Here is a 26,968-nt window from a genome sequence, read left to right on the forward strand (position 1 = left end):
TGCTCCCTATTAGCGCTGCAGCAAGCTGCCTGACGGATGGTTAGAACCGTGGATCTTGCTGTGACAATTCAAGCAACTCTTACCACCGCCGAAGGCATCCATTCCTGGTTCCTGCACGGCACGGCTGGCATGCCCATCGGGAGCATGACACTGTTGACAGAGTTGAGGCGCACGACTCTTCAGCATGCCTTCATTGACGCTGCCATGAGGGTTATGACAGGTGACACAGTTTTCTGTAACCGGGGCATGCTCCCACAAAACAGGGCCACGCTTTTCACTGTGACATGAATAACAGGTGTCATTAATCGTCGGCTTATTCAGGGCGCTTTCACTCATAGATCCATGAGGAGAGTGACAATCGATACAGGTCATCTGGTCCCACTTTAAAGGATGAGACGAACGCTTATTCATATCGGCTTTTTCTTTGGTATGACACGAGCTACAGGTGTCATTCACACTGAGCTTATCCAGAGCGGGGTCTTTGGCGCTGTGCAGGGTATGACAGTCGGAACATGCCACCTCTTCAAGGTTATGGGTACTGCTGTGCCAGGCCATCTGTTTAGGATCGTTATGACACCCCTGACAAACACTGTTTTGCGCGGAGGCCGACAGTTTACTGTCTTTACCGAAGGCGATCATCGGCTCCTTCCCGCCCTTGTTATGCTTTCCTTGAGGGCCATGACAGGCTTCACATTGCAGGCCCGCCATTGGCGACTGCTTATTGTTCATCATGCCGTGGGTACCATCAAAAATCGCCATCACGGCTTCATTTTTTCGGTGACACATCAAGCAGGAATCGGCGCCTTTCGATGAATATTCACCAGCCGAGAATTTCTCAGCTAATTTTTGTTCAAGTTGTTCACCGGTGAGGTTTTGCCAGGGAGTAGCATGTGCACTTAGGGATAAACACAAGACTGTGACCACCCCACAAAATAAATTATAGAAAACGCGATAAATCATTAACTCGACCTTACATAAATAACAAACCAAGTTATTAACCGGAATGGAACAATTAATAACAATCAGTTCAGATGCAAATATTCTAAGGTAATTAAATATAAAATTTCATTTGTTAAAAACTAATAAATGAAACTGCGATGCGATCAATGAATATAAGAAACCTGTGATGCAACACGATAGGCAATTGATAATAAATATCATTACCAGCCACAACATAATCAAGAGTAAGTAACTGAAAAACGAAGAAAAGGAAAAATACACTAGGTTACAATGGTTACCATTTGTTAAAGCCTACATCGTCGCTTGTTAAGCGTAGGTTTGAGGCTAAAGTATTGAGAACATGATGGAGTTCAAAATATTAAAATGTTTTTTGAACGCATGAAAAAACAACATCAGAGCAGGAGTGACCAACAAAGTCATAGAAAATATAATTATGCGTCCCGCCTCCACCAAGTGATATACAAAAGGTGATCAACGACTCAAACAGCATTATAAAAAACTACTTAAGAATTTTTTCATCTACACTCAAATGTAATAAAAATTCACTTATTAATTAAGGTGCATGTATTAAGCGCCATAAGTTTCGAGGCATTAAAAAATAAGACAAGATGCATTTTAAATATGAGTTTGATTACGATTTATCATGACAAGATAAAAAACAGAACTATATAACTCCATCATAGAAACGGTCATCAAGTATCTGCCGTTAAAAAATACTCCTTTAAAGTGAATCGGGGTACACTATTAGCATCAATCAACGGGTACTTATCCATGCAAATCGACAAGACAGCAGAGCTAAATCTATTATGGGGCACTCTTATACTCGAGGAACTCGCCCGCCTTGGGGTTCAACATGTGTGTATGGCACCGGGCTCACGCTCGACCCCCTTAACACTCGCCGCAGCAAAACAATCTAAGCTTAAACAGCATCTGCATTTCGATGAGCGTGGACTTGGATTTATGGCATTGGGTCTCGCAAAAGCAAGCCGGGCTCCTGTGGCTATTATCACGACCTCCGGGACCGCAGTCGCAAATCTCTACCCGGCGATAATCGAAGCCTGGTTAACGCAAGTTCCTTTGATAGTGCTTTCGGGAGACAGACCCCCTGAATTGATCGATTGTGGCGCAAATCAAGCCATCATCCAACCCGCTATCTTTGCACAATATGCCAAACAGATTAATCTGCCGACACCGGATATCGCTATCCGACCGGAGGCGCTGCTCACCACGTTAGATGAGGCCATAAGCAATCAAAGCCTGCCCGTTCATATTAATTGCATGTATCGTGAGCCACTCTACCCATCGACCATGAGTGCCGACTTTACTCAGTACCTGAGTACACTGGGTAATTGGCAACATACGACATCGCCTTTTAATCAATACGGCAAAACGTCACAGCATAGCCTGCCAACCCAAGATACCTTGGCCCGCTTCGTTCATGGAAAAGGTGTGATCATTGCAGGTACTCTTTCGCCGGAAGAGTCACCGGAAGCCCTTGTCGAACTGTCACAGAAGTTAGGTTGGCCACTACTCACCGATGCTCAATCTCAGCTTAGACAGCATTCCGGTGTCATTGGCCACATCGATCAACTCCTGCACCAACCCAAAGCTAAGGCTCTACTGGCTCAGGCTGAATCTGTGCTGGTATTTGGCGGGCGCCTGCTCTCAAAACGCCTGATTACTTTCTTAAGCGAACAGAAATGGAAGCGCTATTGGCAGGTATTGCCCCGTCAGATGAGATTAGATCCAAGCCACAGTGCCAAGCAGGTATGGCACTCGAGTGTAAATGCCTTTGCTTCACAAGCCTGGCCACGATCATCCGACGCCAACTGGGCGCTGCAGCTCATCCAGTTTAATGACGGACTTGAGACCCTGTTTCAACAGCAGATCGACCATGCTGAGTTTGGTGAGGCTATGGTCGTTCGAGCGATAGCTAAGGCTCAAAATCGCCAAAGCCAACTCTTTATCGGTAATAGCCTGCCGGTACGTTTATATGATATGTATGCTCCGATCACTCCCGACTATCCCCGCACCTATACAAATCGCGGCGCATCGGGTATCGACGGCCTGCTCGCCACCGCTTGTGGTGTAGCTAAGCATGAGGGGAAGCCCACCACGTTACTCATTGGCGATATATCTCAGTTGCACGACCTGAACTCACTGGCCATTGCCCGGACGATTGAGAGCCCCTTTGTCATCGTCATTTTGAATAATGATGGCGGCAATATCTTTAACTTACTTCCGGTCCCCGACGAGAAACTCAGAAGTGATTATTACCGTTTGGCCCATGGACTGGAGTTCGGTTATGGGGCAGCAATGTTCGGCCTTGCCTACAATCGGGTCGATGACTTCGAGAGTTTCAACGAAGCCTATCAGGACGCCATAGGTTATCAGGGAACCTCAGTCATTGAAGTCTCGATTACTCAGCATCAAGCGAGTGAGCAGATTGCCAGCATTGCCACCTGGGTAAAACAAAACTGATGTTAGCACTGTCATGCCATGGAGATAGCCGCAAGCCCGCTTTAGTGATGCTGCATGGTTTTCTTGGCAGTAAAAACGATTGGGACACGCTTATTTCGGATTTACTCCCGCATTTTTACTGTATCTGTATCGATCTTCCCGGCCATGGGCAGAGTCCTGCGCTCTCATCGGGAGCGTCAGGATTTGAGCGGGTCGCAAGTGCGATTCAGACAAGCCTGAGCAGTTTATCCATAGTAAGATATCACCTGCTGGGCTACTCGTTGGGCGGGCGTATCGCTCTGCATCTGGCACAGGCTTACCCTGATAATTTACTCAGCCTTAGCCTGGAATCATCCCATCCTGGCCTGCAGTCGATAGCAGAGAGACAGGTGAGAGCTCGTAGCGATCATACCTGGAGCGAGAAACTCTCATCTGTACCCATCGAGTCTTTTCTCTCGCTGTGGTACCAGCAGGGGGTATTTGCCGAACTGACGGAATCGAAACGCCAAGCTTTGATCCGCAAACGCAGTCACAACAACTCAGAAGCCCTGCTCACTGTTTTCGAGCCCACCTCTCTCGCTAAGCAGGAAGATTTGTGGCAACTACCAAACCAACTGCAGCTGCCCTGCCATTATTTCGTTGGTAAGGATGACAGTAAATTTTCAGCATTAGCATCCCGGTGGGCGAACCAGACAAACATCCAAGTCCATACGATTACCGATGCAGGTCATAACGTACACCTTGCAGCTCCAACACTTTTTTGTCGTCAGCTTATTAAACACTTAATTGAGGATGCTCAATGATCATCTCAGCGCTTCACCTTTATCAATATCAGATCCCTTTAGACAAGTTACTGCCGGTCGGTAGCCAACGCATTGATGTCCGCAGAGGCTTAGTATTAAAAGTTGAAGCCATAGATGAGACAGGACAGGTGCTCACCGAGCAAGTTGAGATTGCACCACTGTCAGGGCTCGATATCGATGGCAATCCACTGCACGGTTTCAGCAAGGAAAGCCTGACTCAGGTGAGCGATAAACTGGAGAGTCTGTTAGAACAGTTAGTTCAAAAACCAATAGCTGACTTATTGGATATCGCTGATGTTGAATCTCTCCCATCTCTGGCCTTCGGTCTGAGTCTGATGCACGCCAAGCTCAAAGGACAACTCAACGGACACACGATATCGCTTAACGCGGATCGGAAGATCATCCCTCTGCTCTACCGTAACAGTGATGAGTCGATTAACGCACTGCATCAACGAGTCAGTGACCTGCCTGCCGATGTGCATGCCGCCAAGGTCAAAGTAGCGCAAACCTCACTGGAAGAGGAGGTTCAACTCATCCATCAGATATTAGTTATCAGGCCAGATCTAAAACTCAGGTTAGACGCAAACCGGGGCTTCGATTTGGAGCAAGCCATAGATTTTGCAGCTTGCTTACCCCTTGCCTCTATCGAATATATCGAGGAGCCATGCCAAAGAGCGAGTGACAACGCCGCTTTCTATCGGGCAATAGGTATGCCCTGGGCGTTAGATGAGAGCCTTAACGATCCGATGTTTCAATTTACCATGCAGCCGGGACTCACCGCGCTGGTCGTAAAACCTATGCTGATTGGCACGTTAGAAAAACTACAAAAACTTCAAGCCGAAGCAGAGCACTCTGGTGTCAGGTTTATCTTAAGCTCCAGCCTGGAAGCCAGCTTAGGGATAGAGGCTCTCGCAAGATTAAGCCAGATAATGACTCCCGATGAGCTCCCGGGGCTCGATACCCTCACAGCTTTTAGCTATGATCTATTAGTCGACTCAGGAAAGCCTCGCTGTCAATCCTGGGGCGATCTCACCTTAATCAAAAGCTGTTAGGAGCAAGCCTTGAAAGCGTTACTATCTCCGCTTCATCAATGCGCCAGGCAACACCCCAGCCAAATTGCACTGACCTATATTCATGATGGGGTTAATCAACAAATCGACTACTCGACATTGAGTCACAGAGTCATTGCACTCGGCGAGCAGTTAACCGCAAAGGGGCTCGGCAAAGGTGACCGTCTTGCCTGTATCGATAACAACTCTGTCGAGTTAGTCATGCTTTATTGGGCCTGTATCGATCATCAGATCCTCTTTTGCCCTCTCTCTCCCCGGTTTCCGGCAAGTCAGGTTTTGGCTCTCATAGAGTTGCATCGACTCAATTTTTTGTGGACCGGAGAAGGCTTCACCGAATTGTCATCTGAGGTTTCGGTATCGAGGAGCGAGCCCAACGCAGAGACGACCAAGCTAACGTCGGTCACACTAGATTTCTCTTTAAAATCGAATAACACGCCTGCCCAAATCGATCGCCACGCACCTGCCAATATCATCCTGACTTCGGGAAGCAGTGGCCAGCCTAAAGCCGCCGTTCACAGCCTGAACAACCATAGGGCTAGCGCCGAGGGTTCGAGGAGTCTGATATCACTCGAGCCCGGTGATAGCTGGCTATTATCACTGCCTCTTTTTCATATCGGTGGACTCGCCATCATCAATCGCTGTGCCTTCGTTGGGGCTACAGTGGTGCTGCAAGACCGGGATGTAGGCCTCTCTATACAGATACAGCTGGATAAGATCACTCACCTCTCTCTGGTCTCCACTCAGCTGGTACGCTTGCTAAAGGAAGATGCTGACAGCCTCAAAGGGGTAAAATATCTTCTTCTAGGCGGCGGAGCCATATCATCGTCTCTTCTCAGCCAATTGAACGACCTCTCGATTAACTGCTTCACCAGTTATGGTATGACCGAGATGGCCTCTCAAATCACCACGGGGACAGCCTACAGCGATGGCAGCAGTGGTCGGCTCCTACCGTCAAGAGAGCTGAAAATCATCGATGAAAAGATCTACGTTAAGGGGGAGACACTTTTCCTCGGTTACCTCGATGCACAAGCCCAAACTAATGAGCTGGCCCAGACTCATGAGCAAGCGCAGGTTCATGAGCAAGCGCAGGTTCATGAGCAAGCGCAGGTTCATGAGCAAGGTAGTGGCGCACATGGCGCTTGCAAGCTAACTCTTCCAACGGATGAGGATGGCTGGTTTTTTACCAAGGATAGAGGATATTGGGATACAGAGGGCAAGCTTCATATTCTTGGGCGCATCGATAATATGTTTATCTGTGGCGGGGAGAACCTGCAACCCGAAGAGGTAGAGGCCGCACTCAAACAGCATCCGGCTATCGAAGATGCCATCGTATTTGCTCAGACTGATGAAGAGTTTGGCAACCTTCCCGCAGCAATAGTTAAAGTGAGCCACTCCAAAAATGCACAGCCATCCAATGACGAGTTAACTCAATTCCTCGCCGATAAGATAGCCAGATTTAAGCGCCCCAGAGTCTATTACCCTTGGCCAAATGTTGAATCGGCCAGCTTGAAGGTATCGAGAAAAGATGTCATTGAGGCGGTGGTACAAAGGGAGCTAGGCTCTAAAAGCTAAAGTGACGGCCTAGGGCCTATCGCTTCGCGGACGGCTTCGCCTATTCGACGGGTTTCACCCTTTTGGGAAAAGGCTAGGTACAAGTCCAACTTAGCCCTACCTGCGAAGCGTCATCTTAGCCCCACCAGCGGAGCGTCATCTTAGCCCTACCAGCGAAGCATCATCTTAGCCCTACCAGCGAAGCATCATCTTAGCTCTACCAGCGCTGCGTCATCTCAGCCCCACCAGCGAAGCGTCATCTCAGCCCCACCAGCGAAGCGTCATCTCAGCCCCACCAGCGAAGCGTCATCTCAGCCCCACCAGCGAAGCGTCATCTCAGCCCCACCAGCGCAGCGTCATCTCAGCCCCACCAGCGAAGCGTCTTCTTAGCCCCACCAGCGAAGCGTCATCTTAGCCCTACCAGCGAAGCGTCATCTTAGCCCTACCAGCGAAGCGTCATCTTAGCCCCACCAGCGAAGCGTCTTCTTAGCCCCACCAGCGAAGCGTCATCTTAGCCCCACCAGCGAAGCGTCTTCTTAGACCCACCAGCGAAGCGTCATCTTAGCCCTACCAGCGAAGCGTCATCTTAGCCCCACCAGCGCTGCGTCATCTCAGCCCCACCAGCGAAGCGTCATCTCAGCCCCACCAGCGCAGCGTCATCTCAGCCCCACCAGCGCAGCGTCATCTCAGCCCCACCAGCGCAGCGTCATCTCAGCCCCACCAGCGCAGCGTCATCTCAGCCCCACCAGCGCAGCGTCATCTTAGCCTTAGGCATAAATGTTCCGGACATAAACCCCCTCCATCGCTATCCCTGCGATCGGGGATAAGTACATCCATATACAAAAAAACCTGCCGGGGCAGGTTTCAGTTATTCGGTGCTGGAATGTAATTAGGCTTCCATTCGGCCTTTCAGCTTATTCATGGCATTCTTTTCCAGCTGCCTGATGCGCTCGGCTGATACCTGGTAAGTTGCAGCAAGCTCTTGCAGTGTCGTCTTATCTTCATTTAACCAACGCGCCTGCAAAATATGCTGACTACGCTCATCCAACGTCTTGATAGCGGACAAAAGGCGGGCCTGATTGCTCGCTTCCAGATTATCATTTTCAACTTGAGATGCTAAATCTGACGAATGATCTTCCAGATAGTGCATAGGCGCAAAATCGTGATCATCATCGTTATCGCTAGCGAGATCGAAAGCGGGATCCTGAGCGGCCATGCGTGACTCCATCTCGGTCACATCGGCTTTAGAAACTCCCAGATTATCGGCAACCATACCGACCTCTTCATCGCTGAACCAACCCAGGCGTTTTTTAGATTTACGCAGGTTAAAAAAGAGTTTACGTTGCGCTTTAGTGGTTGCGACTTTGACTATGCGCCAGTTTTTAAGCACATATTCATGGATTTCGGCTTTAATCCAGTGAACAGCAAAAGAGACAAGGCGGACACCGACATTGGGGTCGAAGCGTTTTACGGCCTTCATCAAACCAATGTTACCTTCTTGGATAAGGTCCGCTTGTGGTAAGCCGTAACCGGAATACCCTTTAGCAACGTGCACGACAAAACGCAGGTGAGACATAATCAGCTGCTTCGCAGCCTGCAGGTCTCCCGTTTCTTGCAAACGCTTGGCTAACTCATACTCTTGCTCTGGCTTCAACATCGAGATGTTGTGGGCCGAGTGAACATAAGCTTCTAGGCTACCGCTTCCGTGGGGAACAGTCAGTGCCATTGATTGCGTTTGATTAGTCATTCACGCTCCTACTCTTTACAAATACTTTAGAAATTCTAACTGCTAACAATTAGCTCTTTAGCTAAATTTTTTACCCGTCTTACAACAAGACACTGTTTATAGTAAAAAACTTCCAACAAGATTATTAAAATCTCGTTTGCCGCCTTAGAATCGACTAAGGACAAGCTGACGAACTATCGGCGATCTGACAAGTTATGTCAACCTTGGACCTGCACTGACGGGTTATTTTTGCCCTATCACGGTTAACTAAGCAAATGAAAGTTAGTTCATGAAGGCTCTATTGCCCTGAGGTGCTGGCGCACCGAGAGGTAAGATCCCATCCAACCGAGTAATAAAGCCAGGCCGACTAACTAACCAACTAACCAAGCTCTACCAGAGTCAAAGGCTGCATCTCTAACCGACTCCCATTATAAGCAATGAAACTTAGTTCATGAAGGTTCTATTGCCCTGAGGTGTTGGCGTACCGAGAGGTAAGATCCCAGCCAACCGAGAAATGAGGCCAGGCCGACTAACTGGCCAAGCTCTACGAGAGTCAAAGACTGCATCTCTAACTGACTGCCATACAAGCCCAGCAGCTCGGCCAGAGCACTATCCAGATACCAGACTAACAGGTTAATGATTATCCATGCCAGAACGCCACCTATGATTCCATACCAGATCCCGGTATAGAGAAACGGTCTCTGAATAAAGGCTTCGGTCGCGCCGACGAGTTTCATCACCTCGATCTCGGTGCGACGATTCATGATAGCTAAGCGAATCGTATTGCCTATCACCAGTACCACGGCTAACACTAAGAGTGCCGCAATGGCGAGTACCGTTCGCTCCAATAGTTTCACGACCGCCTGAAGTCGCTCCAACCACTCGATATCGAGTCGGCCAAAACTGACTTCGGGTTCCATTTCCAGCTTCTTAAGCAATTCACGCGCCCCAACCGGGCTGGAATATTTCAGGCTTGGAGTTACCGTGACGACCGCAGGGAGCGGATTGGTATCTAAATAGGAAAGAGCTTCGCCAAAACCGGATAAGCGTTGAAACTCTTCGAGGGCCTGAGCGCGGTTAATATAGTTAACGTCGCTCACTTCAGGAAAAACTTTAATGCGAGAGATCAAGCTCTGAATCGTTCTTTCACTTCGCCCTTCATCAATAAAAAGTGAAATTTCAGCCGCGCTATTCCATGATTGGGTGATGGTCTCTGCATTCTTAACCAGTACTTGCAGCGCCGCAGGCAGGCTCAAGCTAACCCCAAGCACGGCCATCGTCATAAGTGAGGAGACAGGGTTACGCCACAACTCGCCCATACTGCCCATAGCGTGTTGGATATGACGAATAAAGAACATCACAATACGACCCGAAATAGGCAATTTGCTTCTGGTTAACTGAGGTTTATTGCTCATCATGATCCCTTTAACCCATCAGCCGAAGGCGTCAGCTCTTCGCCACCCAACACATGTCCCTGTTTCAAAGTCAGTGTACGATATTTCATGCGGGCGATAAGCCCCAAATCATGGGTCGCGATCAGTACTGTGGTGCCAGAGTCATTAAAGGTTTCAAATAACCGTAGAATGTCCATAGACAACTTAGGATCTAAGTTACCCGTAGGTTCATCGGCCAACAATAACGGCGGCTTATTAACGATTGCACGGGCAATGCCCACACGCTGCTGTTCACCACCAGACAACATGATGGGGCTATGGCGCTCTTTGCCATAGAGCCCCACCATATCCAATGCAGCTAAAACCCTTTTTTTTATCTCACCATGGGAAAAACCTTCGATCACCAAAGGCAGGGCGACGTTGTCGAAAACACTCTTTTCCATCAACAGATGATGACTCTGGAAAATCATCCCAATGTCACGTCTTAAAAATGGAACATCCGAGCGTGAAAGCTTTGCAATATCATGTCCGTTAATTAACACACGCCCGGCATTAGCGCGTTCGATTACTGTGATTAATTTAAGCAATGTACTCTTACCGGCGCCGGAGTGACCCGTTAAAAAGGCCATCTCGCCGCGCTTTAGGTGAAAGTTAACATCTGACAAGGCTTTCTGCCCACCAGGATAAACCTTGCTTACCTGCTCAAATTGAATCATCTATTTCTCATTCTTTTAAAAAAGAGCCCTACTACTTCTTCTCATCACTCTCTTGAGTAAAAAGCGCATCGACAAAATCTTTGGCATCGAAGGTGCGTAGATCATCGATCTGCTCACCGACACCGATATGACGGATAGGAATACCAAACTTATCGGCAATCGCAAAAATCACACCGCCTTTCGCAGTACCATCAAGCTTACTGATTGTGATACCGGTAACACCAACCGCTTTTTTAAATAACTCTGCCTGACTAATTGCATTTTGGCCAGTACTCGCATCTAAGGTCAACATAACCTCATGAGGCGCGGACTCATCTTGCTTTTTCATCACACGGATAACCTTCTTCAGCTCATCCATCAGATGCGCCTTATTCTGAAGTCGACCCGCGGTATCGGCGATCAGAATATCGATTTTACGAGCACGAGCCGCCTGAAGCGCATCAAACAACACTGACGCACTATCGGCACCAGTATGTTGCGCCACGACAGGAATGTCATTTCGCTGTCCCCACACCTGTAACTGCTCAACCGCAGCCGCACGGAAGGTATCACCGGCAGCCAGCATCACGGACTTACCTTGCGCCTGATATTGCTTAGCCAGTTTGCCAATTGTCGTCGTTTTTCCGACCCCATTAACGCCGACCATCAAGATAACAAAAGGTCCGTCGGCACTTTCAGGAACGAGTGGGATTGAGACAGGCTCTAATATTTTTTGCATCTCATCACGCAAAATCTCATATAAAGCTTCACCATCTTTTAACTGTTTACGGCTAGCTTGCTCGGTCAGACTATCGATTAACCGTGTTGTTGTTTCAACGCCGATATCCGCAATAAGCAACTGCTCTTCAAGCTCTTCGAAAAGATCATCGTCGATCTTCTTACCGCTAAACAGGCTAACGAACCCGCTACCTATATTCTCACTAGTGCGCTTAAGGCCGCGTTTAAGACGGGCAAAAAATCCCTCTTTGGTGGGTTTTTCCTGAGGCTCTGGTTGTTTTTCAGTTTCTTGCTCTGCCGCCACTTGTTCAGCGTCCAGTGCAGCGGCTTCAGCCTCAATACGCGCCAGCTCGGCTTGCTTAGCCTGCTCCTCGGCCAGTGCTACAGCTTCTGCCTCGATACGTGCCAGCTCCGCTTGCTTAGCCTGCTCCTCGGCCAGTGCTAGAGCTTCAGCCTCAATACGTACCAATTCGGCTTGTTTAGCCTGCTCTTCGGCCAATGCTAGAGCTTCTGCCTCAATACGAGCCAGCTCGGCTTGCTTGGCCTGCTCTTCGGCAAGTGCTAGAGCTTCTGCCTCAATACGTGCCAGTTCGGCTTGCTTAGCCTGCTCTTCGGCCAGCGCTAGAGCTTCAGCCTCGATACGCGCCAGTTCGGCTTGCTTAGTCTGCTCTTCGGCCAGCGCTAGAGCTTCAGCCTCGATACGCGCCAGTTCAGCTTGCTTAGCCTGCTCTTCGGCCAGCGCTAGAGCTTCAGCCTCGATACCTGCCTGCTCGGCTTGCTTAGTCTGCTCTTCGGCCACCGCCGCAGTTTCGACCGCTTCTTGTGATTCAGTTACAACTTCTGCTTCTGGCGCACTAACTTCATCTTTCGACTTATCTTTGCGAAACCAGGAAAAAAAACCTTTCTTTGCCATGTGTAATACCAGTACTCAACTAACTGACTTAACTTTATAAACCGGAAGGCCAACGAACTCTTACGCAAGAGTTGAAAACCATCCTGTCATGCATTTTGTATTTTTATCTGACGACTCTATTCTGCCACGATATTTTTCTCGAGCTTAACCACTATATGTACCCAGAATATGTCTCCAAAAAAGAGCTCACATAAGCTGAACTCATTTTTGGTGCACATTATAACCAGCAGGCTATTTATGACCAGAAAATAGGGCTAAATATGTAGAGGAACTAACCATTTCCGGCATTAGCTATTAGGTTTTCACCATTTAGCCCTGCTTTGAGTTAAAATAACCTCCTCAATCAAGCGAGACAGTCTACCACTTTCTCACTTCAGGAAAAATCGCAGTACTATTTACAATCAATAATTCGCCTAACAGGATTTTAGATGGCTAAAAATCGACCTTCCAGTGGTCAAGTTCGTATCATTGCCGGCCAATGGCGTTCCCGTCGTTTACCCATTCAAGATCTAGAAGGGTTAAGGCCTACAACGGATCGCGTCAGGGAGACCCTGTTCAACTGGCTGGCCGGAGATCTTACCGGGGCTCGCATACTCGACTGCTTCGGTGGCAGCGGGGCTTTATGTCTGGAGTCGCTATCTCGTTATGCAAGCTACGCCAAGGTATTCGAGCTACAGACGAGTGCGGCACTGCAACTCAAAGAAAACCTGAAAACATTGAAGTGTGACTCATCTACTGCTGAAGTCATTCAAGGTGACACCCTTAAGCTATTAGCGGTCAAGCCAAGCGAAGGGTTCGATATTATTTATATCGATCCGCCATTTAGAAAAGGGTTAGCGGAAAAGACGATTCAGCTTATCGCAGACAACGGTTGGCTCAATGAAAACGCGCAAATTTATGTCGAGACCGAAAGTGAAACGACACATTTAGCCGTGCCAGACGATTGGGTTCAACTAAAAGAGAAAAAAGCCGGACAAGTGATTTACCGCTTATATCAATATCAGCCTTAATGCTAGGTGCTAGGTGCTAGGTGCTAGGTGCTAGGTGCTAGGCAGATTTGCCGCTCGACTTTAAAACAGAACCATTTATGAGAAGAATATGAAATTTGTAATTACTACAGGTAAGGCTGTCACCCTCTTCGCCTGGCTTTTAATGACATACAACCTGATCATGCCATTTGAAGGCTATATCGCGATCATTCTATATATACTGCTGGCCATCACCGCATTTATGCACTGTTTTCAAGTGATTATATTCCACACCATATTCAAATCACTACTGCCTCTAAAGAAGGGGGACTACTTCAGCGTATTTATATTTGGGGCATTTAGCCTGTTGCAATACAGAAGTAAGGTAATGCAAAACTTAGAGAATGCGGAGACAAGGTAAGAGTGCCTAGGGAAGAGGTAAGATCAAGTAATCTTGGTCTTATCAATCAAGACTAGACAACAACCTCCTTAATTTCATTCAATAGCATCGCCTTCCAACCAAACCCCACTGCCGCATTAAGCTATGAGCGTTCAAGCAGCTTCCTCTGACTTGGGTGATTCACTTATTTCAACCACAACTCTTGAAACCAAGCTAATTCACGTAAGTTATCTAAGTCAGTCCCTAAGAGCGAAAATCTCACCTTCTTATAAAACTCAAAGATTAGAGACTATTAAATCGAAGAGATAGATCAACCCGTCGGTGACAAGGCCGTTCTATGACATCCATGTCACCACGGCATTTGTGAATCCATTCACATCAGATGTCGCGGCCGAGGCTATAGTGGACCTTTCTATTAATAGAGAGAGTGCCGAGTCAAAGAAGTGCCTGCATAAAAGTACGCTACAGGCGATAGATAACAGCTCGCTTCTGAATTACTTAAAAAGATGATGCAATAAGTAAGTTCGAAAATCGTAACAGGACAATCATATTTTGCCTCAAATACAAACCCACTCCTACACCATCCATGGCGTTCGCGGATAAGTACTTCAAACGAGAAGTCCATGTACAAAAAAGCCCCGTTGATAACAACGAGGCTTCTTAGTCACTCAATAACAATACCGATGAATCGATACTGCTAGCTATTCAATGCTAAATAGCATTATCCCTTAGGATATGGGTGAGCAACGCCTTTGTGACAATCGATACAAGTCTTTCTCTTGTCTTCAGCTTTCTTGAAGTTATTGCTATGCATTCTCTTAGCCATCTTCTTCATAGTCTCAGGCTGATCTTCGTAGATACGCTTGTGACAGTTCTGACAAGTAGAAGAATCGATAGAACGTAGGAAATCACGAGCGTGATCGGCCTGTTCTTTACGGTTTGCTTCTAACCACTCTTGGGTGTTGAAACCATCAATCGTTAAGAAGCCGATAACATCTTTAGATACGATGATCTTTTTAATAAGATACTGGAAAGGCTCTTGCGGAAGGTGACACTGCTGACATTCAACAACGATACCTGACTTACCGCCACCGTGTGCTGACGCCAGTACTTCATCCTTAAGAGAATGGTTGCTGTGACAAGTCATACAAAACTCATCAGAGCTTGTCGCGTGTAAAGTTTGTTGTGTAGCAAAGTAGCCAACAACACCGACTACAATACCAACCACTAGTAGGGCAAATATTGAGTATTTCGCGCTTGGTCTAAATAGTGCACGCAAGTTCATTACTCTTCTCCAAATTTTTTGATTATTATATATAAACTGATGTTACTTCATCTCTTTGAGCCCGAATTATAAACTAGATCATACTGATTGATCTGGCTGAAATAGTACAAAATGAGACCTAGCTCTAACTCTATATTGCGAAATATAGAAAATTGACCTTTGCTCAAATTATATTCGGCATCCCTAAAGTTAACTCAAAGCGATCACCTTAGCAATAGAACACGCCTAATCATATGATTAGTAGTGATTTTTATGTTTATTAACATGGTTTTTATGTTTATTAACTTCTTAAGTGAAAAAAATTCACGAAGAATTTTGAAAAAATTTTTTTGAAGAATGAAACTTTTTCTAGCACCTCTTGGTCTACTCATTCATAACCTTTATTCAATTTGCGAATAACAATAAGTATGTCGAAGCAATTAGCACATTTGGTATTAATCATCTCACTGGTAGGGCAATTTTTGCTTTCACCAGCGATGGCTATGCCGAGTTTGTTACATGCTTTCTCTCACTCTCAGATGTCATTACTTTCTAACTCAGAGCTTTCTGAATCCGAACTCTCTGAGTCTGAACTCATGCCCGCAGAGGCTATGCCTGTTGTTACAAATCAAACGCAGCCGAATAATAATCTTCCCGCTAACGCAGACCAAGCCATGACACATGGCCAACAAGACTGTGATATGGCGATGTCAGGTTTAAGCAATCATGATGGCCCGACTATCGATTGTGATGCGTTATGTGAAATGATGGGAGGCGGCAACTGTGCCTCTCACTGCACTTCAGCAACAGGCATCTTAACTCAACCTCAGATTAGCCTAATATCGCCAGAAACAAGCGGTAGAGTGCAATCAGGCTCATGGTCAACCCAGACTGTCGAGCTATCATCATCTAATCCTCCTCCCAAATTTGAGCAAGCTTAACGTTATCCGTTATTAGTTTGGCGCATTCGCTGCGCACTCAATATTATATTTCTGCCTCAACATAGACAGATGCACGACGCTGAAAATAATTGCATAGAAAATTGATCTGATGATTCGATGATCTAATGTGATGATAACAGCCGCAATTTGACTGCATTTCTGTCGGGGCACATGCTCAAAATTGGAGTTTATTATGAAAACATTAATTACAGCTGTTGCACTTACCCTTGCAAGTTTTACCTCTATCGCTGCGAGCGTCTCTTTTCCTGACTCGCTGGTCGTTACCGGTATAAATGGAGAAAAGAGATTTGATGCTCATCAACCTCTGCTAGCAGACGGAGAGAATTTAATTCAACTTAGATATCACGATATTTTTGAGGTCAATGCGGATGACTCAGGCGCATGGGTAAAATCTGAGCCTCTGTACCTTTTAGTCGACTTCCAGGGTCAACAAGAGTACCAAGCTGCCACGCCGACTATTAACACTGAAGATGAAGCCTATGATTTCATCGAAAATCCGATTATTACACTTGAAGATGCTCAGGGTAAAAACAAAACAGTGGCCCTGCTCACTCATCAACAGCTGATGGCCAAAGTGTTATTGACACGAAAAAACTAGCCTTAAGCTTGAACTCAATAGTGCGTTGATTAGAAAAATATCATTTACAACTCTGATAAATGTGAATTACGTCAATGCGCTATTGCTTTCTCATGATAGACTTATCACAACTCATTATTCGGATGCATCATGTTTAAATCAGTACGCCGTCATGCTTTAGTCTTTTTGGCCTTGCTCGCAATGTTGAGCCAGGGCCTTATGACTAATGGTTTTTCGATGGTAAGAAATGCTGAAGCACATGAAGCTATGATGTCTGAATCACACGATTCAGACATGATGAGTATGGGAGATGGAGCTAACTGCCACTCAGAACAGACAAGCAACACTGACCATTGCTGCGATAATGAGCAGAACGAGGTGCTTCCCGGCACTGCTCAGAACTGCTGTGACGGCGACGGATTTTGCCAGGGTAATTGTAGCCACTGTCTTGTTATCTCTGTGACTGGTACTCTATTTTACGCTAAATCTTGGCCTGGATTTAGTCCTTCCCAACTTTCAATGGCCACTCAAATGCCTTATTTCCACTCTATCTCGTTAACGACAGATCTCAGACCTCCTATAGCTTGATTAACATTGGCTTAGGCCAACTAGATCATCAATCTAATCGATTGATACGCTATATCTAAGAACAATTATTATCGATCCAATTTATATCAAGAGTTCAGTAAGCGATTTCGAACCTATGTATTTTTTGTAGGCTCAATCTCTGCATATGCTGAGCACTGCTACTAATTGCGATTGTATATTAGCCGTTATTTGTGATGCGCCAGTCAGTATTTCAGACACTTGCTCGCGATATCACTGCGGCCATCTATACGATGGAGTGAATTAATGAAAACCTTGTTAAGCCTAGTTTTATCAGTCTTTATTCTAGTTTCAATGGTGCCGGCAGCTTCTGCACATCAGCACGAACATGCACAACATGAAAGTGCCGATTATGCATGCCCTATGCACCTGGAAGTTACCGGACAGAAGGGTGATAGCTGCCCTAAATGCGGTATGAATTTAGAAGCAAATAAGGCTACTACCTCTAAACATCAGGGGAAAAAATGTGACTCTTGCCCTAACCATAAAGCGAAAGCACATAAGGATATGCATGCAGATACCCATGCCTGTCCAATGCACCCAAGTGTTACCGGAAAAAAGGGCGATACTTGCCCTGATTGCGGTATGAACTTAACCGCCTCTAAAGCTGCTTCCCAACATCATGGAAAAAAATGCGATTCTTGCCCTAATCGCGGAGCAAAAGCGCATAAGGATATGCATGCAGACACTCATGCCTGCCCTATGAATCCAAAGATCACAGGAAAAAAGGGTGATACCTGCCCTAAATGTGGAATGAACTTAGAGCCAATCAAAACGGCGGCTAACGGAGCAGGGAAACACCCAGCTCACCACAAGCAGCAATAAGTAAGAGCGGAGACAAGGCATTATGAGTCATTTTGAATCGAACAATAAGCGCACCAAATTAGCCTATCTGCTTAGCCTGTTTATGGTTATCACCCCGCAGTTAGCCCATTCACAACAGCTATTAGCTCAGGCGAATACGGCCGAGCATACAGAGCACAGTCATACGGATGCAAAAACGGCAACTTACTCCTGTCCCATGCACCCGGAGGAGACCAGTCACGAAGCGGGAAGCCGATGCTCTATCTGTAACATGTTCCTCGTCAATGAAGGAGTTGAGGAAGAGGAAGGCGGAGCCAAGACGAACCTAAGTGCAAGCGAGCAGAAAACCTATGTTTGCCCTATGCACCCGGATGAGACAAGTCACGAGGCGGGAAGCCGCTGTTCTATCTGTAACATGTTCCTCGTCAATGAAGGAGTTGAGGAAGAGGAAGGCGGAGCCAAGACGAACCTAAGTGCAAGCGAGCAGAAAACCTATGTTTGCCCTATGCACCCGGATGAGACAAGTCACGAGGCGGGAAGCCGCTGTTCTATCTGTAACATGTTCCTCGTCAATGAAGGAGTTGAGGAAGAGGAAGGCGGAGCCAAGACTAGCCTGACTGCCAATGAGCAGAAAACCTATGTCTGCCCTATGCATCCTGATGAGACCAGTCACGAAGCAGGAAGCCGCTGTCCGAAATGTAACATGTTCCTCGTCAATGAAGGAGTTGAGGAAGAGGAAGGCGGAGCCAAGACTAGCCTGACTGCCAATGAGCAGAAAACCTATGTCTGCCCTATGCATCCTGATGAGACCAGTCACGAAGCAGGAAGCCGCTGTCCGAAATGTAACATGTTCCTCGTCGAAGAGGAGGAAGAGGAGAAGGGGAACGTCGATCACTCATCTCATGATATGAGTAGTGCCCCCCCAGAAGATCACTCGAGTCACGCACATCAAACCCAAGAGGCTGAAACACCGGCAGATACCGTCTTCAATAGTGCAAAGCCTGCTCCTCTCAATGATGGAGCCAATATTAAATACATCTGTCCGATGCATGCCCATATCATCAGCGATGTGCCAAGCACATGCCCTATCTGTGGCATGAACCTGGAAAAAGTTGAGCTAGGAGGAAACAGCAAAGAGATCCAAATTGATGTTTCAGGTGGCATGCAACAGGCGTTAGCCCTTAAGGTTGCCAAAGTCGAAAAAGATACCCTTTGGAAGTTTGTCCAAACCGTTGGCCAGATAGATTATGACGAGAGCAAGATAAATCATATCCATGCACGTGTGAATGGCTGGATAGAGAAGCTCACCATTGAGTCTGTCGGTGACAAAATTACCAAGGGACAACTGCTATATGAGATCTACTCTCCCGATCTCATCAATGCCCAAGATGATTTCCTGCTCGCACAAGATACCTTAAAGCGTTCAGGAAGCAGCGAGAACTATAAAGACTTAGTGAGAAAAGCCGGTTTAAGATTAGAGCTGCTCGGCTTTAACAAGAGTCAGATAAAGACGCTGGCCAAATCTAAGAAAACTCAATATAGAGTCTCATTTTACGCTAAGAGTGACGGCATAGTGAAGGCTCTATCTATCAGAGACGGCATGTATATCCAACCATCGACCGAAGTGATGTCTGTCGTCGACCTGTCCAAGGTTTGGGTTATCGCCGATGTGTTTGAAAATGAGCAGAGTTGGCTTGAGATAGGTCAGAAAGCCGAAATTTCCGTACCAGCAATGGGGATCAAGGGGATAGAGGGGGAAATTGACTATATCTATCCGGAACTCGATGCTGTTACCCGCAGTTTAAGAGTCAGAATAGTAGTGAAAAACAAGGATCTGGAACTTAGACCTAATACGCTGGCTAAGATCGACATTTTTGGTGGACCCAATAGAGACACCTTAGTCATCCCACAAGAAGCCTTGATCCAGACAGGTAAAGAGAACCGCGTCATAGTAAAGCTTGAAAATAATAGCTTTACCGCCCGCAAGGTGACGGTAGGCATGCTTAGCCAAGGCAAAGCCGAGATCAAAGACGGTCTTGAAGAGGGCGAACGCGTGGTGACTTCGGGTCAATTTCTTCTCGACTCAGAAGCCAGTCTCAAGGGTAGTTTGATGCGCCTCAGCAGCGGCCACCAGCATTAAGGGAGAGGATTCATGCTTAAAAACATTAATACTGAAGCCTCAATTAAACCAAGGCTCGTTATGACAGCCAGTCAGATTAATAGGAGGAGTAGATAATGCTTAAGAAAATTATCGAAGCCTCTATCAGACAACGTCTCATGGTATTGATCATCACTATCATGATCACGGTATGGGGCGTTCAAGAGCTGAGAAATACGCCGTTAGATGCCCTTCCGGATCTCTCGGATGTACAGGTGATCATTAAAACCCCGTTCCCCGGACAGGCGCCAAAACTTGTCGAGGAGCAGGTCACGTATCCCTTGTCGACGGCCATGCTCGCCGTACCTGGTGCCAAGACGGTTCGTGGTTACTCCTTCTTCGGAGACTCATATGTCTATGTCATTTTCGAAGATGGCACAGATATCTACTGGGCTCGCTCTCGAGTGTTGGAGTATCTTAATCAGGTCAGCAGTCGTTTGCCTCTAGGGGTTCAGCCATCGCTGGGTCCGGATGCTTCCGGAGTCGGTTGGATCTTCGAATATGCCTTAGTGGACAGGTCGGGGAATTTAGATCTTTCACAGCTAAAGAGTTTGCAGGATTGGTACCTAAAACTCGAGTTACAGAGCGTGGCCGGCGTTTCCGAAGTCGCCACCGTCGGCGGAATGGAGCAGACCTATCAGATAGTTATCGAACCCGATAAGTTGGCCATCTATAAGCTGGATATCGCTGCGATAAAAGATGCCATATCGAAGTCGAATACTGAAGCCGGTGGTTCGGTTATCGAAATGGCCGAAGCCGAATACATGGTGCGAGCCAAAGGCTATAGACAGACATTAGATGATTTCAGAGAGATCCCTCTGGGAATAACGAGCCCCTCCGGCACCCCTCTGCTGCTTAAAGATGTGGCGACCATTCGAAAAGGTCCTGCGTCTCGCCGCGGTATTGCCGAGCTCGATGGTGAAGGTGAAGTCGTCGGTGGCATCATAGTCATGCGTTACGGTGAAAATGCCTTAGCCACCATAGAAGCGGTTAAAGATAAACTGGAGCAACTGAAAGCAGGCCTGCCTGAAGGGGTTGAGATCATCCCTACCTATGACAGATCTCAATTGATCGAAAGCTCAGTGGAAAATCTGTTCCACAAGGTGATCGAAGAGATGTTTGTGGTTGGCTTGGTCTGTCTGCTGTTCCTAATGCACGCACGTTCGACCTTAGTTGCCGTGATCACATTGCCTTTGGCGATACTCATCGCCTTTATCGTGATGAACAAGATGGGCGTCAATGCCAATATTATGAGCCTGGGTGGCATTGCAATTGCTATCGGTGCGGTGGTCGATGGCGCGATCGTCATGATCGAAAATATGCATAAACATCTCGAGCAATTTGAAGAGGAATATCAACGGCCACCAAACAATAAAGAGCACTGGAAAATAGTCACTGATGCATCCATCGAGGTCGGTCCTGCGCTGTTCTTTTCACTGCTGATTATCACGTTAAGCTTCGTGCCCGTCTTTGCTCTTGAGGCCCAGGAGGGACGATTATTCAGCCCCTTAGCCTATACCAAGACCTTTGCGATGGCCGCCGCCGCCCTGCTTTCGATAACCTTAGTGCCTGTTCTTATGGGCTTCTTTATCCGAGGAAAGATCCCTAAGGAGACCAGCAACCCGATCAGCCGATTCCTAATTGCTTTGTATAAGCCCTCTTTGACCTTAGTACTTAAGTTTCCAAAGATGACACTGGTAGTCGCATTAATTGCGCTGTTGAGTGCCTGGTACCCTGTGAACAATTTGGGTAGCGAGTTTATGCCCGAACTTGATGAGGGCGATCTACTCTACATGCCTACCGCTCTGCCGGGGATCAGTGCCAGTAAGGCCGCAGAGATACTGCAACAGACCGACAGATTAATTAAGACGGTTCCGGAAGTGAAGCGGGTATTTGGTAAAGTCGGCAGGGCCGAAACTGCGACGGATCCGGCACCACTAACTATGCTCGAAACTACCATCATGCTTAAACCCAGAGATGAGTGGCGTGAAGGTTTCACCCTCAAAGATGTTATCGCTCAACTGCAACAAACCGTTAAGGTTCCAGGGCTGACCAACGCTTGGGTTCAGCCCATTAAGACACGGATCGACATGCTCTCCACCGGGATCAAGACGCCGGTAGGCATCAAGATAACGGGCGCCGATGTCGATGAACTGCAGAAAATTGGTACCAATATCGAAGCCATCCTCAGTACACTGCCTAACACTAAGTCGGCCTATGCCGAGCGCGTGGGGGGAGGACGCTATATCGATATCACGCCTAAGCTGGATGTGGCCTCTCGCTATGGCATGACCCTCTCCGATATCCAGGATGTGGTCCGATACGCCATCGGCGGCATGGAGATAGGTGAATCGGTACAGGGCGCGGAGCGATATCCGATAAATCTGCGTTACCCCAGAGAGCTAAGAGACAATATAGAGAAACTCAGGGAGCTTCCCGTGATAACCAAGACGGGACACTATCTGCCGCTGCGTAACTTAGCCGATATCGAGATCACCGACGGTGCGCCTATGCTCAAGAGTGAGAATGGTCGATTAATCTCTTGGGTGTTTGTCGATATAGAAGGAACGTCTATTGGTGAATATATCGATGAGGCTAAGTCGGCACTGGATAATGAGCTAGTAGTACCGCCTAGGTATAGCTACGATTTTGCAGGCCAGTATGAATATATGCAGCGTGTCGATGAAAAGCTTAAGAAAGTGATCCCTATGGCATTGGGGGTCATCTTCATCTTGTTGATGATGACATTCGGCTCGACAGTGCAAGCCAGCATGATCATGTTCAGCCTGCCGTTTGCCTTGGTTGGCAGTACTTGGCTCTTGTATGCTCTGGACTTCAATATGTCAGTTGCCGTTGCCGTGGGTATGATAGCGCTGGCGGGTGTGGCAGCAGAGTTTGGTGTGGTGATGTTGGTCTACCTCAATAATGCCATCAAGCATAGAAAAGAGACGGGTCAATATGAGGCCGTGAGCGATCTTAAAGAGGCCTTGATAGAAGGTGCCGTGATGCGAATTCGTCCCAAGGCGATGACGGTCGCGACCATCTTCTTCGGACTACTGCCTATTATGTGGGGCGCGGGAGCGGGCAATGATGTGATGCAAAAGATCGCCGCACCTATGGTCGGCGGCATGATCACGGCGCCCTTGCTCTCTCTGTTCGTGTTACCGGCACTGTACCTGATCATTTATGGCAGAAAGCTAAACTCGACGAACTAATACGGTATAAGTCATCATTTAATAAAAAGCACAGTCCACTGATGGGCTGTGCTTTTATTTAATGGACCGACTTATAAACGAAATCGCTTCACCGAACGGGTAAGCGAACGTGCGAGTTCATTAACCTCAGCACTACGATCGGCCACCCCACTCGCCTCTTGGGCATTTTGATTGGCAGCATTCAGGGTTTCACCCATGCTGACTTCAATATTCTGACTATCGGCTAGCTGCTCATCTGCGACCTGAGCAATATGTTTACTCATCTGCTCAATCGTACTCAAGGAGGCATCCATATGCTCAATCGCCAGCCCCAGCTCCCGACTCTGAATGACGCACTCTGCCGCTTTAGATTGCCCAAGAGAGATAGACTCGGCTACCGACTCTGTTTCCTGTTGCAGCGCCGTGATTGTAGTCTGGATCTCGGCGGTAGACTCTTGCGTTCGCATGGCTAAAGTTCGCACCTCATCGGCAACCACCGCAAAGCCTCTGCCATGCTCGCCCGCTCTGGCCGACTCAATGGCAGCATTAAGTGCAAGCAGATTGGTCTGTTCGGCAATCCCCACTATCGTATCTAAGATCCCACCGATATTTTGACTATGATGACTCAAGCGAGACATCACCTCTACCGACTCACTGAGTCCGTGAGATAAGTTTTGAATCGTTTCGCTGTTGGTCGATGCTATGCCTTTAATTTCACGACTGCTTACCGATGCCTGAGTCACGTTTTCGGCTGTCGTATCGGCTTCATTTTTCACCACAGTCGAACTCGTGAACAGCTGCTCAGCCCTTACCCTGACATTTTCCACTCGCTCTATCTGCTCGGCGGCGACAGCTGCAATACGCTGACTCTGTTGACTGGACGCTAAAGCTGAACCATCAAGAGAGTGCGCATTCTCACTAATCTCATTGAGCAGCTGAGTCAGATCCTGAGATAGCTTATTGATGTTGTCAGTCAAGGTACCGAACTCATCATCCGTTTGCTTAGTGATACGCTGAGACAGGTCCCCATCGGCAATACGCCCCAAAGCCTGGTTCACCAATTGAAGGGGTCCCAACATGGCTCTGGTGGTAATGATTGAGATAAAGCTCGCCATCAAAACAAACACCAATGCAAGTATGATGGCTAGAGTTTCACCGGCGGAGATCTTATCTTTTGCCGTTGCCTGTAATTGAACCAGTCGTTGGTCGGCTAAATTGGCCAGCAGATCGAGTTGTTCATAACTGGCGGTGAAACTCTGCTCCGCCTTACTGTAGGCCTGCAGCGCTAGCTCCCCTTGGGCTATAATTCGATGCTGCAACAAATACAACTCTCCCGGTTGAAGTAAGTAGTGCTTCAGCAAGTCTATTTTTTGGGAAGATTCTCCCATAACGTCTTGAATATTTAAGGGTTCAGCCTGCCTTCTTAAAAAATCGAAATTGGTTGTCAGGTTACTCATTAAAAAGCCAATATCTTCCTGATGAGCCGTCACTCCTGAAGCGATATCGACTAGAGTCAGTCCGGACATGGTATTTCCCATGGTAAATAACATGTCGTCGATTCGGGTGCCGGTACCAATAACCTCCTCTAACAAACGCGCCTCTTGTGGAGCCGAAATAAGCTCCAGATCCAGCATCAGATTACTCGCATCGAAGCGGCTTTCTTCAAACGCTTTGTATTGCTTTTGAAACCTGATTCTCGCTTCAATAATGGCCATCTTTGCCTCAAACATGCTCTTACTCTCAGCAAGAAATTGTTGAAACTCCACTTCAGCCTGATTAAGTGAATTGAGCATTTTACTCTGGTCTAAGACTTTGCCCTTAAGCCTGGATAACTCCTCGTCATAGCTGGTTTGTAACTGAATAAACTGGTTCTGACTGCTGCCCAGTTCAGAGCGCTCTTTATGAGTGTTGGCGACGGCTAATAACTTTACCATCTTCAGGAGTGTCAACTGCAGCGCATGACTCTGCTTTAACACCGGCACGGCCAGCGTTTCGACATTTTGGTTGGCAAGATTTATCTGACTGAGGGAGTAATAGAAAAAGCTGCTGCCGGCAATGAGTAGCACACCAATAGCACTAAAACCAAAGGTGATTTTTTGTCGAATGCTAAACTGTAAACTCATCATAGACAAACCTATTTTTAACGCACTCAAGTCCAAACCTAAGCGGTGCTATTTATAAGTATTCGAATTTAAGTTTAGCAGTAATTTTTCGCCACTCATAAATGGAGAGAGCAAAGACTCCCTTTAGGTATTGAGCGCAATCACAGAGAAAAAGCCTCCCTGAGGATCATTGATAACGGCAAAGCGACCCACTTTAGGAATAGTAGTCGGAGGCACACAAATCTTGCCCCCGAGTTTGGCTGCCTTAACCGCTGTCTCATCGCAATCGGCCACGGTAAAATAGAGCATCCAATGAGGCGCAATATCTCCCCACGCATCAGTCATCTCCATCATGCCACCAAAAGGTTGCCCATCGACAAGCCACTCGGTGTACTCAAAATCTGGCATATCACCTGGCTGCACCTTCCAGCCTAAGATGTTAGGGTAAAACTGTTTTGCAACTTCGCTATCCCTACACGCTAACTCAACCCAGCAAAGCGTCCCTACCTCTCCTTTTTGCCCAGCCCCGATATGCTCACCCGCTTGCCATATCGCAAACCGCGCCCCTCCAGGGTCACTGAGTAATGCCATTCTACCAGCGGTGCCAACATCGTGGGGGCCAAGCAACAACTCCCCGCCATTGGAACTCGCCAGCTCTATGGTGGCATCGACGCTATCGACAGCAAAATAGACCGTCCAGTTAGTTGGCATTCCTTGTTCACTCATCTCGGCATGCATCTGATAGGCAGCACCTATCTCACCGGTTTCCTCACCGATGGCCAGGTTAAACATGGTATATACCCCATCAGGAATAGGCATATCCTGCAAACTCCAGCCTAACAATTGACTATAAAATTGCTTGCCCGCTTTCGCATCGTGACTGGCGAGTTCAATCCAACAAGGCTGTCCCTGAATATATCGTTCGACTTTCATAAACAGCACCTTTGGCTGATAAATAGAAACAACAAATATTCGCATCTAACTGAATTTAGTTAAGCTTGTTTTCTGATTCCTGTCTATGCTAAATGCTATAGAAATTATTTTAGCTGATAACACGATTGCATATATCAGCAATAAAACTCATGTACACATAGTTAAAAATAGCAAATTTGAAATGTTATGCCTATCAGGATGAAAGTATCGATATTAAGGAAAGCCAATGTCATTGACTCAAAAACAGATCCGTTTAGTCCAACACTCATTCTCTCAGGTAGAGCCCATAGCAGAGCAAGCCGCCGATATCTTTTATAGCGCTCTTTTTGAGATAGACCCCTCACTCAAACCTCTTTTTCGAAACAACATAAAAATGCAGGGCCGCAAGCTGATGTCAATGTTAAAAGCTGCCGTAGATGGGTTAAACGATCTTGATTCCTTAGTGCCTGTTCTGCAGCAATTAGCCGAGAGACATAATGGCTACGGCACGAAGAAAAGCCACTTCACTGCTGTAGGAAACGCCTTACTCTATACCCTGAAGACCGGGTTGGGAGAAGCCTATACAGAGGAGGTAAGACAAGCGTGGATCACGGTTATTCATCTGGTCGCCGATACGATGAAACCAGAGATCACAGCCTGATAAGTAAACCGCTATTAAAAACAAAATAAACTCAATATACTGCTTTATGT

At 47.2% G+C, this 26,968-nt stretch carries 21 protein-coding genes and 1 pseudogene; 13 read left to right on the forward strand and 9 right to left on the reverse strand.

Annotated elements, in window-relative coordinates; genetic code table 11:
• Positions 1-9 precede the first annotated feature (9 nt).
• A complete protein-coding gene (locus EKG38_RS14290; protein WP_126520915.1) occupies positions 10-960 on the reverse strand; it encodes a DmsE family decaheme c-type cytochrome in 951 nt (316 codons plus the stop codon).
• 771 nt (positions 961-1,731) lie between these two features.
• Between EKG38_RS14290 and menD the strand changes: the two genes are divergently transcribed.
• Genes menD through EKG38_RS14310 form a run of 4 tightly spaced genes read left to right on the forward strand, consistent with a single transcriptional unit; the run spans position 1,732 to position 6,865 of the window.
• Entirely contained in the window at positions 1,732-3,441 is a 1,710-nt protein-coding gene (gene menD, locus EKG38_RS14295) for a 2-succinyl-5-enolpyruvyl-6-hydroxy-3-cyclohexene-1-carboxylic-acid synthase (RefSeq protein WP_126520916.1), read from the forward strand.
• The gene (gene menH / locus EKG38_RS14300) at positions 3,441-4,223 is read left to right on the forward strand and encodes a 2-succinyl-6-hydroxy-2,4-cyclohexadiene-1-carboxylate synthase (RefSeq protein WP_126520917.1); all 783 of its coding nucleotides are present in this window, start codon (positions 3,441-3,443) and stop codon (positions 4,221-4,223) included. The genes menD and menH overlap by 1 nt, the downstream gene beginning before the upstream one ends.
• The gene (menC, locus tag EKG38_RS14305; RefSeq protein ID WP_126520918.1) at positions 4,220-5,275 is read left to right on the forward strand and encodes an o-succinylbenzoate synthase; all 1,056 of its coding nucleotides are present in this window, start codon (positions 4,220-4,222) and stop codon (positions 5,273-5,275) included. Before menH ends, menC begins: the two co-directional genes overlap by 4 nt.
• A gap of 9 nt (positions 5,276-5,284) precedes the next feature.
• Complete coding sequence (locus EKG38_RS14310; RefSeq protein WP_126520919.1) at positions 5,285-6,865, forward strand: AMP-binding protein; 1,581 nt, start codon at positions 5,285-5,287, stop codon at positions 6,863-6,865.
• An 868-nt stretch (positions 6,866-7,733) separates the two neighbouring features.
• Here EKG38_RS14310 and rpoH read toward each other — a convergent pair.
• The 5 genes and pseudogenes from rpoH to ftsY form a co-directional block, all read right to left on the reverse strand.
• The gene (rpoH, locus tag EKG38_RS14315; protein WP_126520920.1) at positions 7,734-8,591 is read right to left on the reverse strand and encodes an RNA polymerase sigma factor RpoH; all 858 of its coding nucleotides are present in this window, start codon (positions 8,589-8,591) and stop codon (positions 7,734-7,736) included.
• A gap of 266 nt (positions 8,592-8,857) precedes the next feature.
• Positions 8,858-8,997, reverse strand: a pseudogene (locus EKG38_RS25475) (permease-like cell division protein FtsX); the annotation flags it as partial.
• A gap of 22 nt (positions 8,998-9,019) precedes the next feature.
• Entirely contained in the window at positions 9,020-9,985 is a 966-nt protein-coding gene (ftsX, locus tag EKG38_RS14320) for a permease-like cell division protein FtsX (protein WP_126521095.1), read from the reverse strand.
• Positions 9,985-10,680, reverse strand: coding sequence for a cell division ATP-binding protein FtsE (ftsE, locus tag EKG38_RS14325; protein WP_126520921.1), 696 nt, complete (start codon positions 10,678-10,680; stop codon positions 9,985-9,987). The genes ftsX and ftsE overlap by 1 nt, the downstream gene beginning before the upstream one ends.
• 31 nt (positions 10,681-10,711) lie before the next feature.
• Positions 10,712-12,310, reverse strand: a complete 1,599-nt coding sequence (gene ftsY / locus EKG38_RS14330) for a signal recognition particle-docking protein FtsY (protein WP_126520922.1) — start codon at positions 12,308-12,310, stop codon at positions 10,712-10,714.
• Between the two features lie 428 nt (positions 12,311-12,738).
• On the opposite strand from ftsY, the gene rsmD reads away from it, so the two are divergent.
• Entirely contained in the window at positions 12,739-13,320 is a 582-nt protein-coding gene (rsmD, locus tag EKG38_RS14335) for a 16S rRNA (guanine(966)-N(2))-methyltransferase RsmD (RefSeq protein WP_126520923.1), read from the forward strand.
• Between the two features lie 88 nt (positions 13,321-13,408).
• The gene (locus tag EKG38_RS14340) at positions 13,409-13,699 is read left to right on the forward strand and encodes a DUF1145 domain-containing protein (RefSeq protein ID WP_126520924.1); all 291 of its coding nucleotides are present in this window, start codon (positions 13,409-13,411) and stop codon (positions 13,697-13,699) included.
• Positions 13,700-14,399: 700 nt separating this feature from the next.
• Here EKG38_RS14340 and EKG38_RS14345 read toward each other — a convergent pair.
• Positions 14,400-14,963: a NapC/NirT family cytochrome c gene (locus EKG38_RS14345; protein ID WP_012004355.1), complete on the reverse strand. Its 564-nt coding sequence runs from the start codon at positions 14,961-14,963 to the stop codon at positions 14,400-14,402.
• A gap of 407 nt (positions 14,964-15,370) precedes the next feature.
• Here EKG38_RS14345 and EKG38_RS14350 point away from each other — a divergent pair, with 407 nt between their 5' ends.
• The 6 genes from EKG38_RS14350 to EKG38_RS14375 all read left to right on the forward strand — a co-directional run bounded on the left by EKG38_RS14350 (position 15,371) and on the right by EKG38_RS14375 (position 23,264).
• The gene (locus EKG38_RS14350) at positions 15,371-15,883 is read left to right on the forward strand and encodes a hypothetical protein (protein ID WP_126520925.1); all 513 of its coding nucleotides are present in this window, start codon (positions 15,371-15,373) and stop codon (positions 15,881-15,883) included.
• A gap of 193 nt (positions 15,884-16,076) precedes the next feature.
• Entirely contained in the window at positions 16,077-16,502 is a 426-nt protein-coding gene (locus EKG38_RS14355) for a DUF2057 family protein (protein WP_126520926.1), read from the forward strand.
• A gap of 129 nt (positions 16,503-16,631) precedes the next feature.
• On the forward strand, positions 16,632-17,069 hold the full coding sequence (locus tag EKG38_RS14360; protein WP_041421480.1) for a hypothetical protein: 438 nt from the start codon (positions 16,632-16,634) through the stop codon (positions 17,067-17,069).
• Between the two features lie 264 nt (positions 17,070-17,333).
• Positions 17,334-17,912, forward strand: a complete 579-nt coding sequence (locus tag EKG38_RS14365) for a heavy metal-binding domain-containing protein (protein WP_126520927.1) — start codon at positions 17,334-17,336, stop codon at positions 17,910-17,912.
• 22 nt (positions 17,913-17,934) lie between these two features.
• Entirely contained in the window at positions 17,935-20,031 is a 2,097-nt protein-coding gene (locus EKG38_RS25090; protein WP_221767763.1) for an efflux RND transporter periplasmic adaptor subunit, read from the forward strand.
• 95 nt (positions 20,032-20,126) lie between these two features.
• Entirely contained in the window at positions 20,127-23,264 is a 3,138-nt protein-coding gene (locus EKG38_RS14375) for an efflux RND transporter permease subunit (RefSeq protein WP_126520928.1), read from the forward strand.
• Positions 23,265-23,335: 71 nt separating this feature from the next.
• Here EKG38_RS14375 and EKG38_RS14380 read toward each other — a convergent pair whose 3' ends face one another.
• Positions 23,336-25,369, reverse strand: coding sequence for a methyl-accepting chemotaxis protein (locus EKG38_RS14380; protein WP_126520929.1), 2,034 nt, complete (start codon positions 25,367-25,369; stop codon positions 23,336-23,338).
• A gap of 120 nt (positions 25,370-25,489) precedes the next feature.
• Complete coding sequence (locus tag EKG38_RS14385) at positions 25,490-26,278, reverse strand: VOC family protein (protein ID WP_126520930.1); 789 nt, start codon at positions 26,276-26,278, stop codon at positions 25,490-25,492.
• Positions 26,279-26,504: 226 nt separating this feature from the next.
• On the opposite strand from EKG38_RS14385, the gene EKG38_RS14390 reads away from it, so the two are divergent.
• Positions 26,505-26,918, forward strand: a complete 414-nt coding sequence (locus tag EKG38_RS14390; RefSeq protein ID WP_126520931.1) for a globin family protein — start codon at positions 26,505-26,507, stop codon at positions 26,916-26,918.
• The last annotated feature ends 50 nt before the right edge of the window (positions 26,919-26,968 follow it).

Source organism: Shewanella canadensis (genome assembly GCF_003966225.1).
GTDB classification, from domain to species: Bacteria; Pseudomonadota; Gammaproteobacteria; order Enterobacterales; family Shewanellaceae; genus Shewanella; species Shewanella canadensis.

Bases quoted from the DNA above. Each gene is read 5' to 3' on its own strand.
- EKG38_RS14380 (WP_126520929.1), bottom strand. From the start codon at position 25,369: ATGATGAGTTTACAGTTTAGCATTCGACAAAAAATCACCTTTGGTTTT.
- EKG38_RS14345 (WP_012004355.1), bottom strand. From the start codon at position 14,963: ATGAACTTGCGTGCACTATTTAGACCAAGCGCGAAATACTCAATATTT.
- ftsX (WP_126521095.1), bottom strand. From the start codon at position 9,985: ATGAGCAATAAACCTCAGTTAACCAGAAGCAAATTGCCTATTTCGGGT.
- EKG38_RS25090 (WP_221767763.1), top strand. From the start codon at position 17,935: ATGAGTCATTTTGAATCGAACAATAAGCGCACCAAATTAGCCTATCTG.
- EKG38_RS14390 (WP_126520931.1), top strand. From the start codon at position 26,505: ATGTCATTGACTCAAAAACAGATCCGTTTAGTCCAACACTCATTCTCT.
- menC (WP_126520918.1), top strand. From the start codon at position 4,220: ATGATCATCTCAGCGCTTCACCTTTATCAATATCAGATCCCTTTAGAC.
- EKG38_RS14365 (WP_126520927.1), top strand. From the start codon at position 17,334: ATGAAAACCTTGTTAAGCCTAGTTTTATCAGTCTTTATTCTAGTTTCA.
- EKG38_RS14340 (WP_126520924.1), top strand. From the start codon at position 13,409: ATGAAATTTGTAATTACTACAGGTAAGGCTGTCACCCTCTTCGCCTGG.
- rsmD (WP_126520923.1), top strand. From the start codon at position 12,739: ATGGCTAAAAATCGACCTTCCAGTGGTCAAGTTCGTATCATTGCCGGC.
- EKG38_RS14355 (WP_126520926.1), top strand. From the start codon at position 16,077: ATGAAAACATTAATTACAGCTGTTGCACTTACCCTTGCAAGTTTTACC.
- menH (WP_126520917.1), top strand. From the start codon at position 3,441: ATGTTAGCACTGTCATGCCATGGAGATAGCCGCAAGCCCGCTTTAGTG.
- EKG38_RS14350 (WP_126520925.1), top strand. From the start codon at position 15,371: ATGTCGAAGCAATTAGCACATTTGGTATTAATCATCTCACTGGTAGGG.
- EKG38_RS14360 (WP_041421480.1), top strand. From the start codon at position 16,632: ATGTTTAAATCAGTACGCCGTCATGCTTTAGTCTTTTTGGCCTTGCTC.
- ftsY (WP_126520922.1), bottom strand. From the start codon at position 12,310: ATGGCAAAGAAAGGTTTTTTTTCCTGGTTTCGCAAAGATAAGTCGAAA.
- EKG38_RS14375 (WP_126520928.1), top strand. From the start codon at position 20,127: ATGCTTAAGAAAATTATCGAAGCCTCTATCAGACAACGTCTCATGGTA.
- rpoH (WP_126520920.1), bottom strand. From the start codon at position 8,591: ATGACTAATCAAACGCAATCAATGGCACTGACTGTTCCCCACGGAAGC.
- menD (WP_126520916.1), top strand. From the start codon at position 1,732: ATGCAAATCGACAAGACAGCAGAGCTAAATCTATTATGGGGCACTCTT.
- ftsE (WP_126520921.1), bottom strand. From the start codon at position 10,680: ATGATTCAATTTGAGCAGGTAAGCAAGGTTTATCCTGGTGGGCAGAAA.
- EKG38_RS14290 (WP_126520915.1), bottom strand. From the start codon at position 960: ATGATTTATCGCGTTTTCTATAATTTATTTTGTGGGGTGGTCACAGTC.
- EKG38_RS14385 (WP_126520930.1), bottom strand. From the start codon at position 26,278: ATGAAAGTCGAACGATATATTCAGGGACAGCCTTGTTGGATTGAACTC.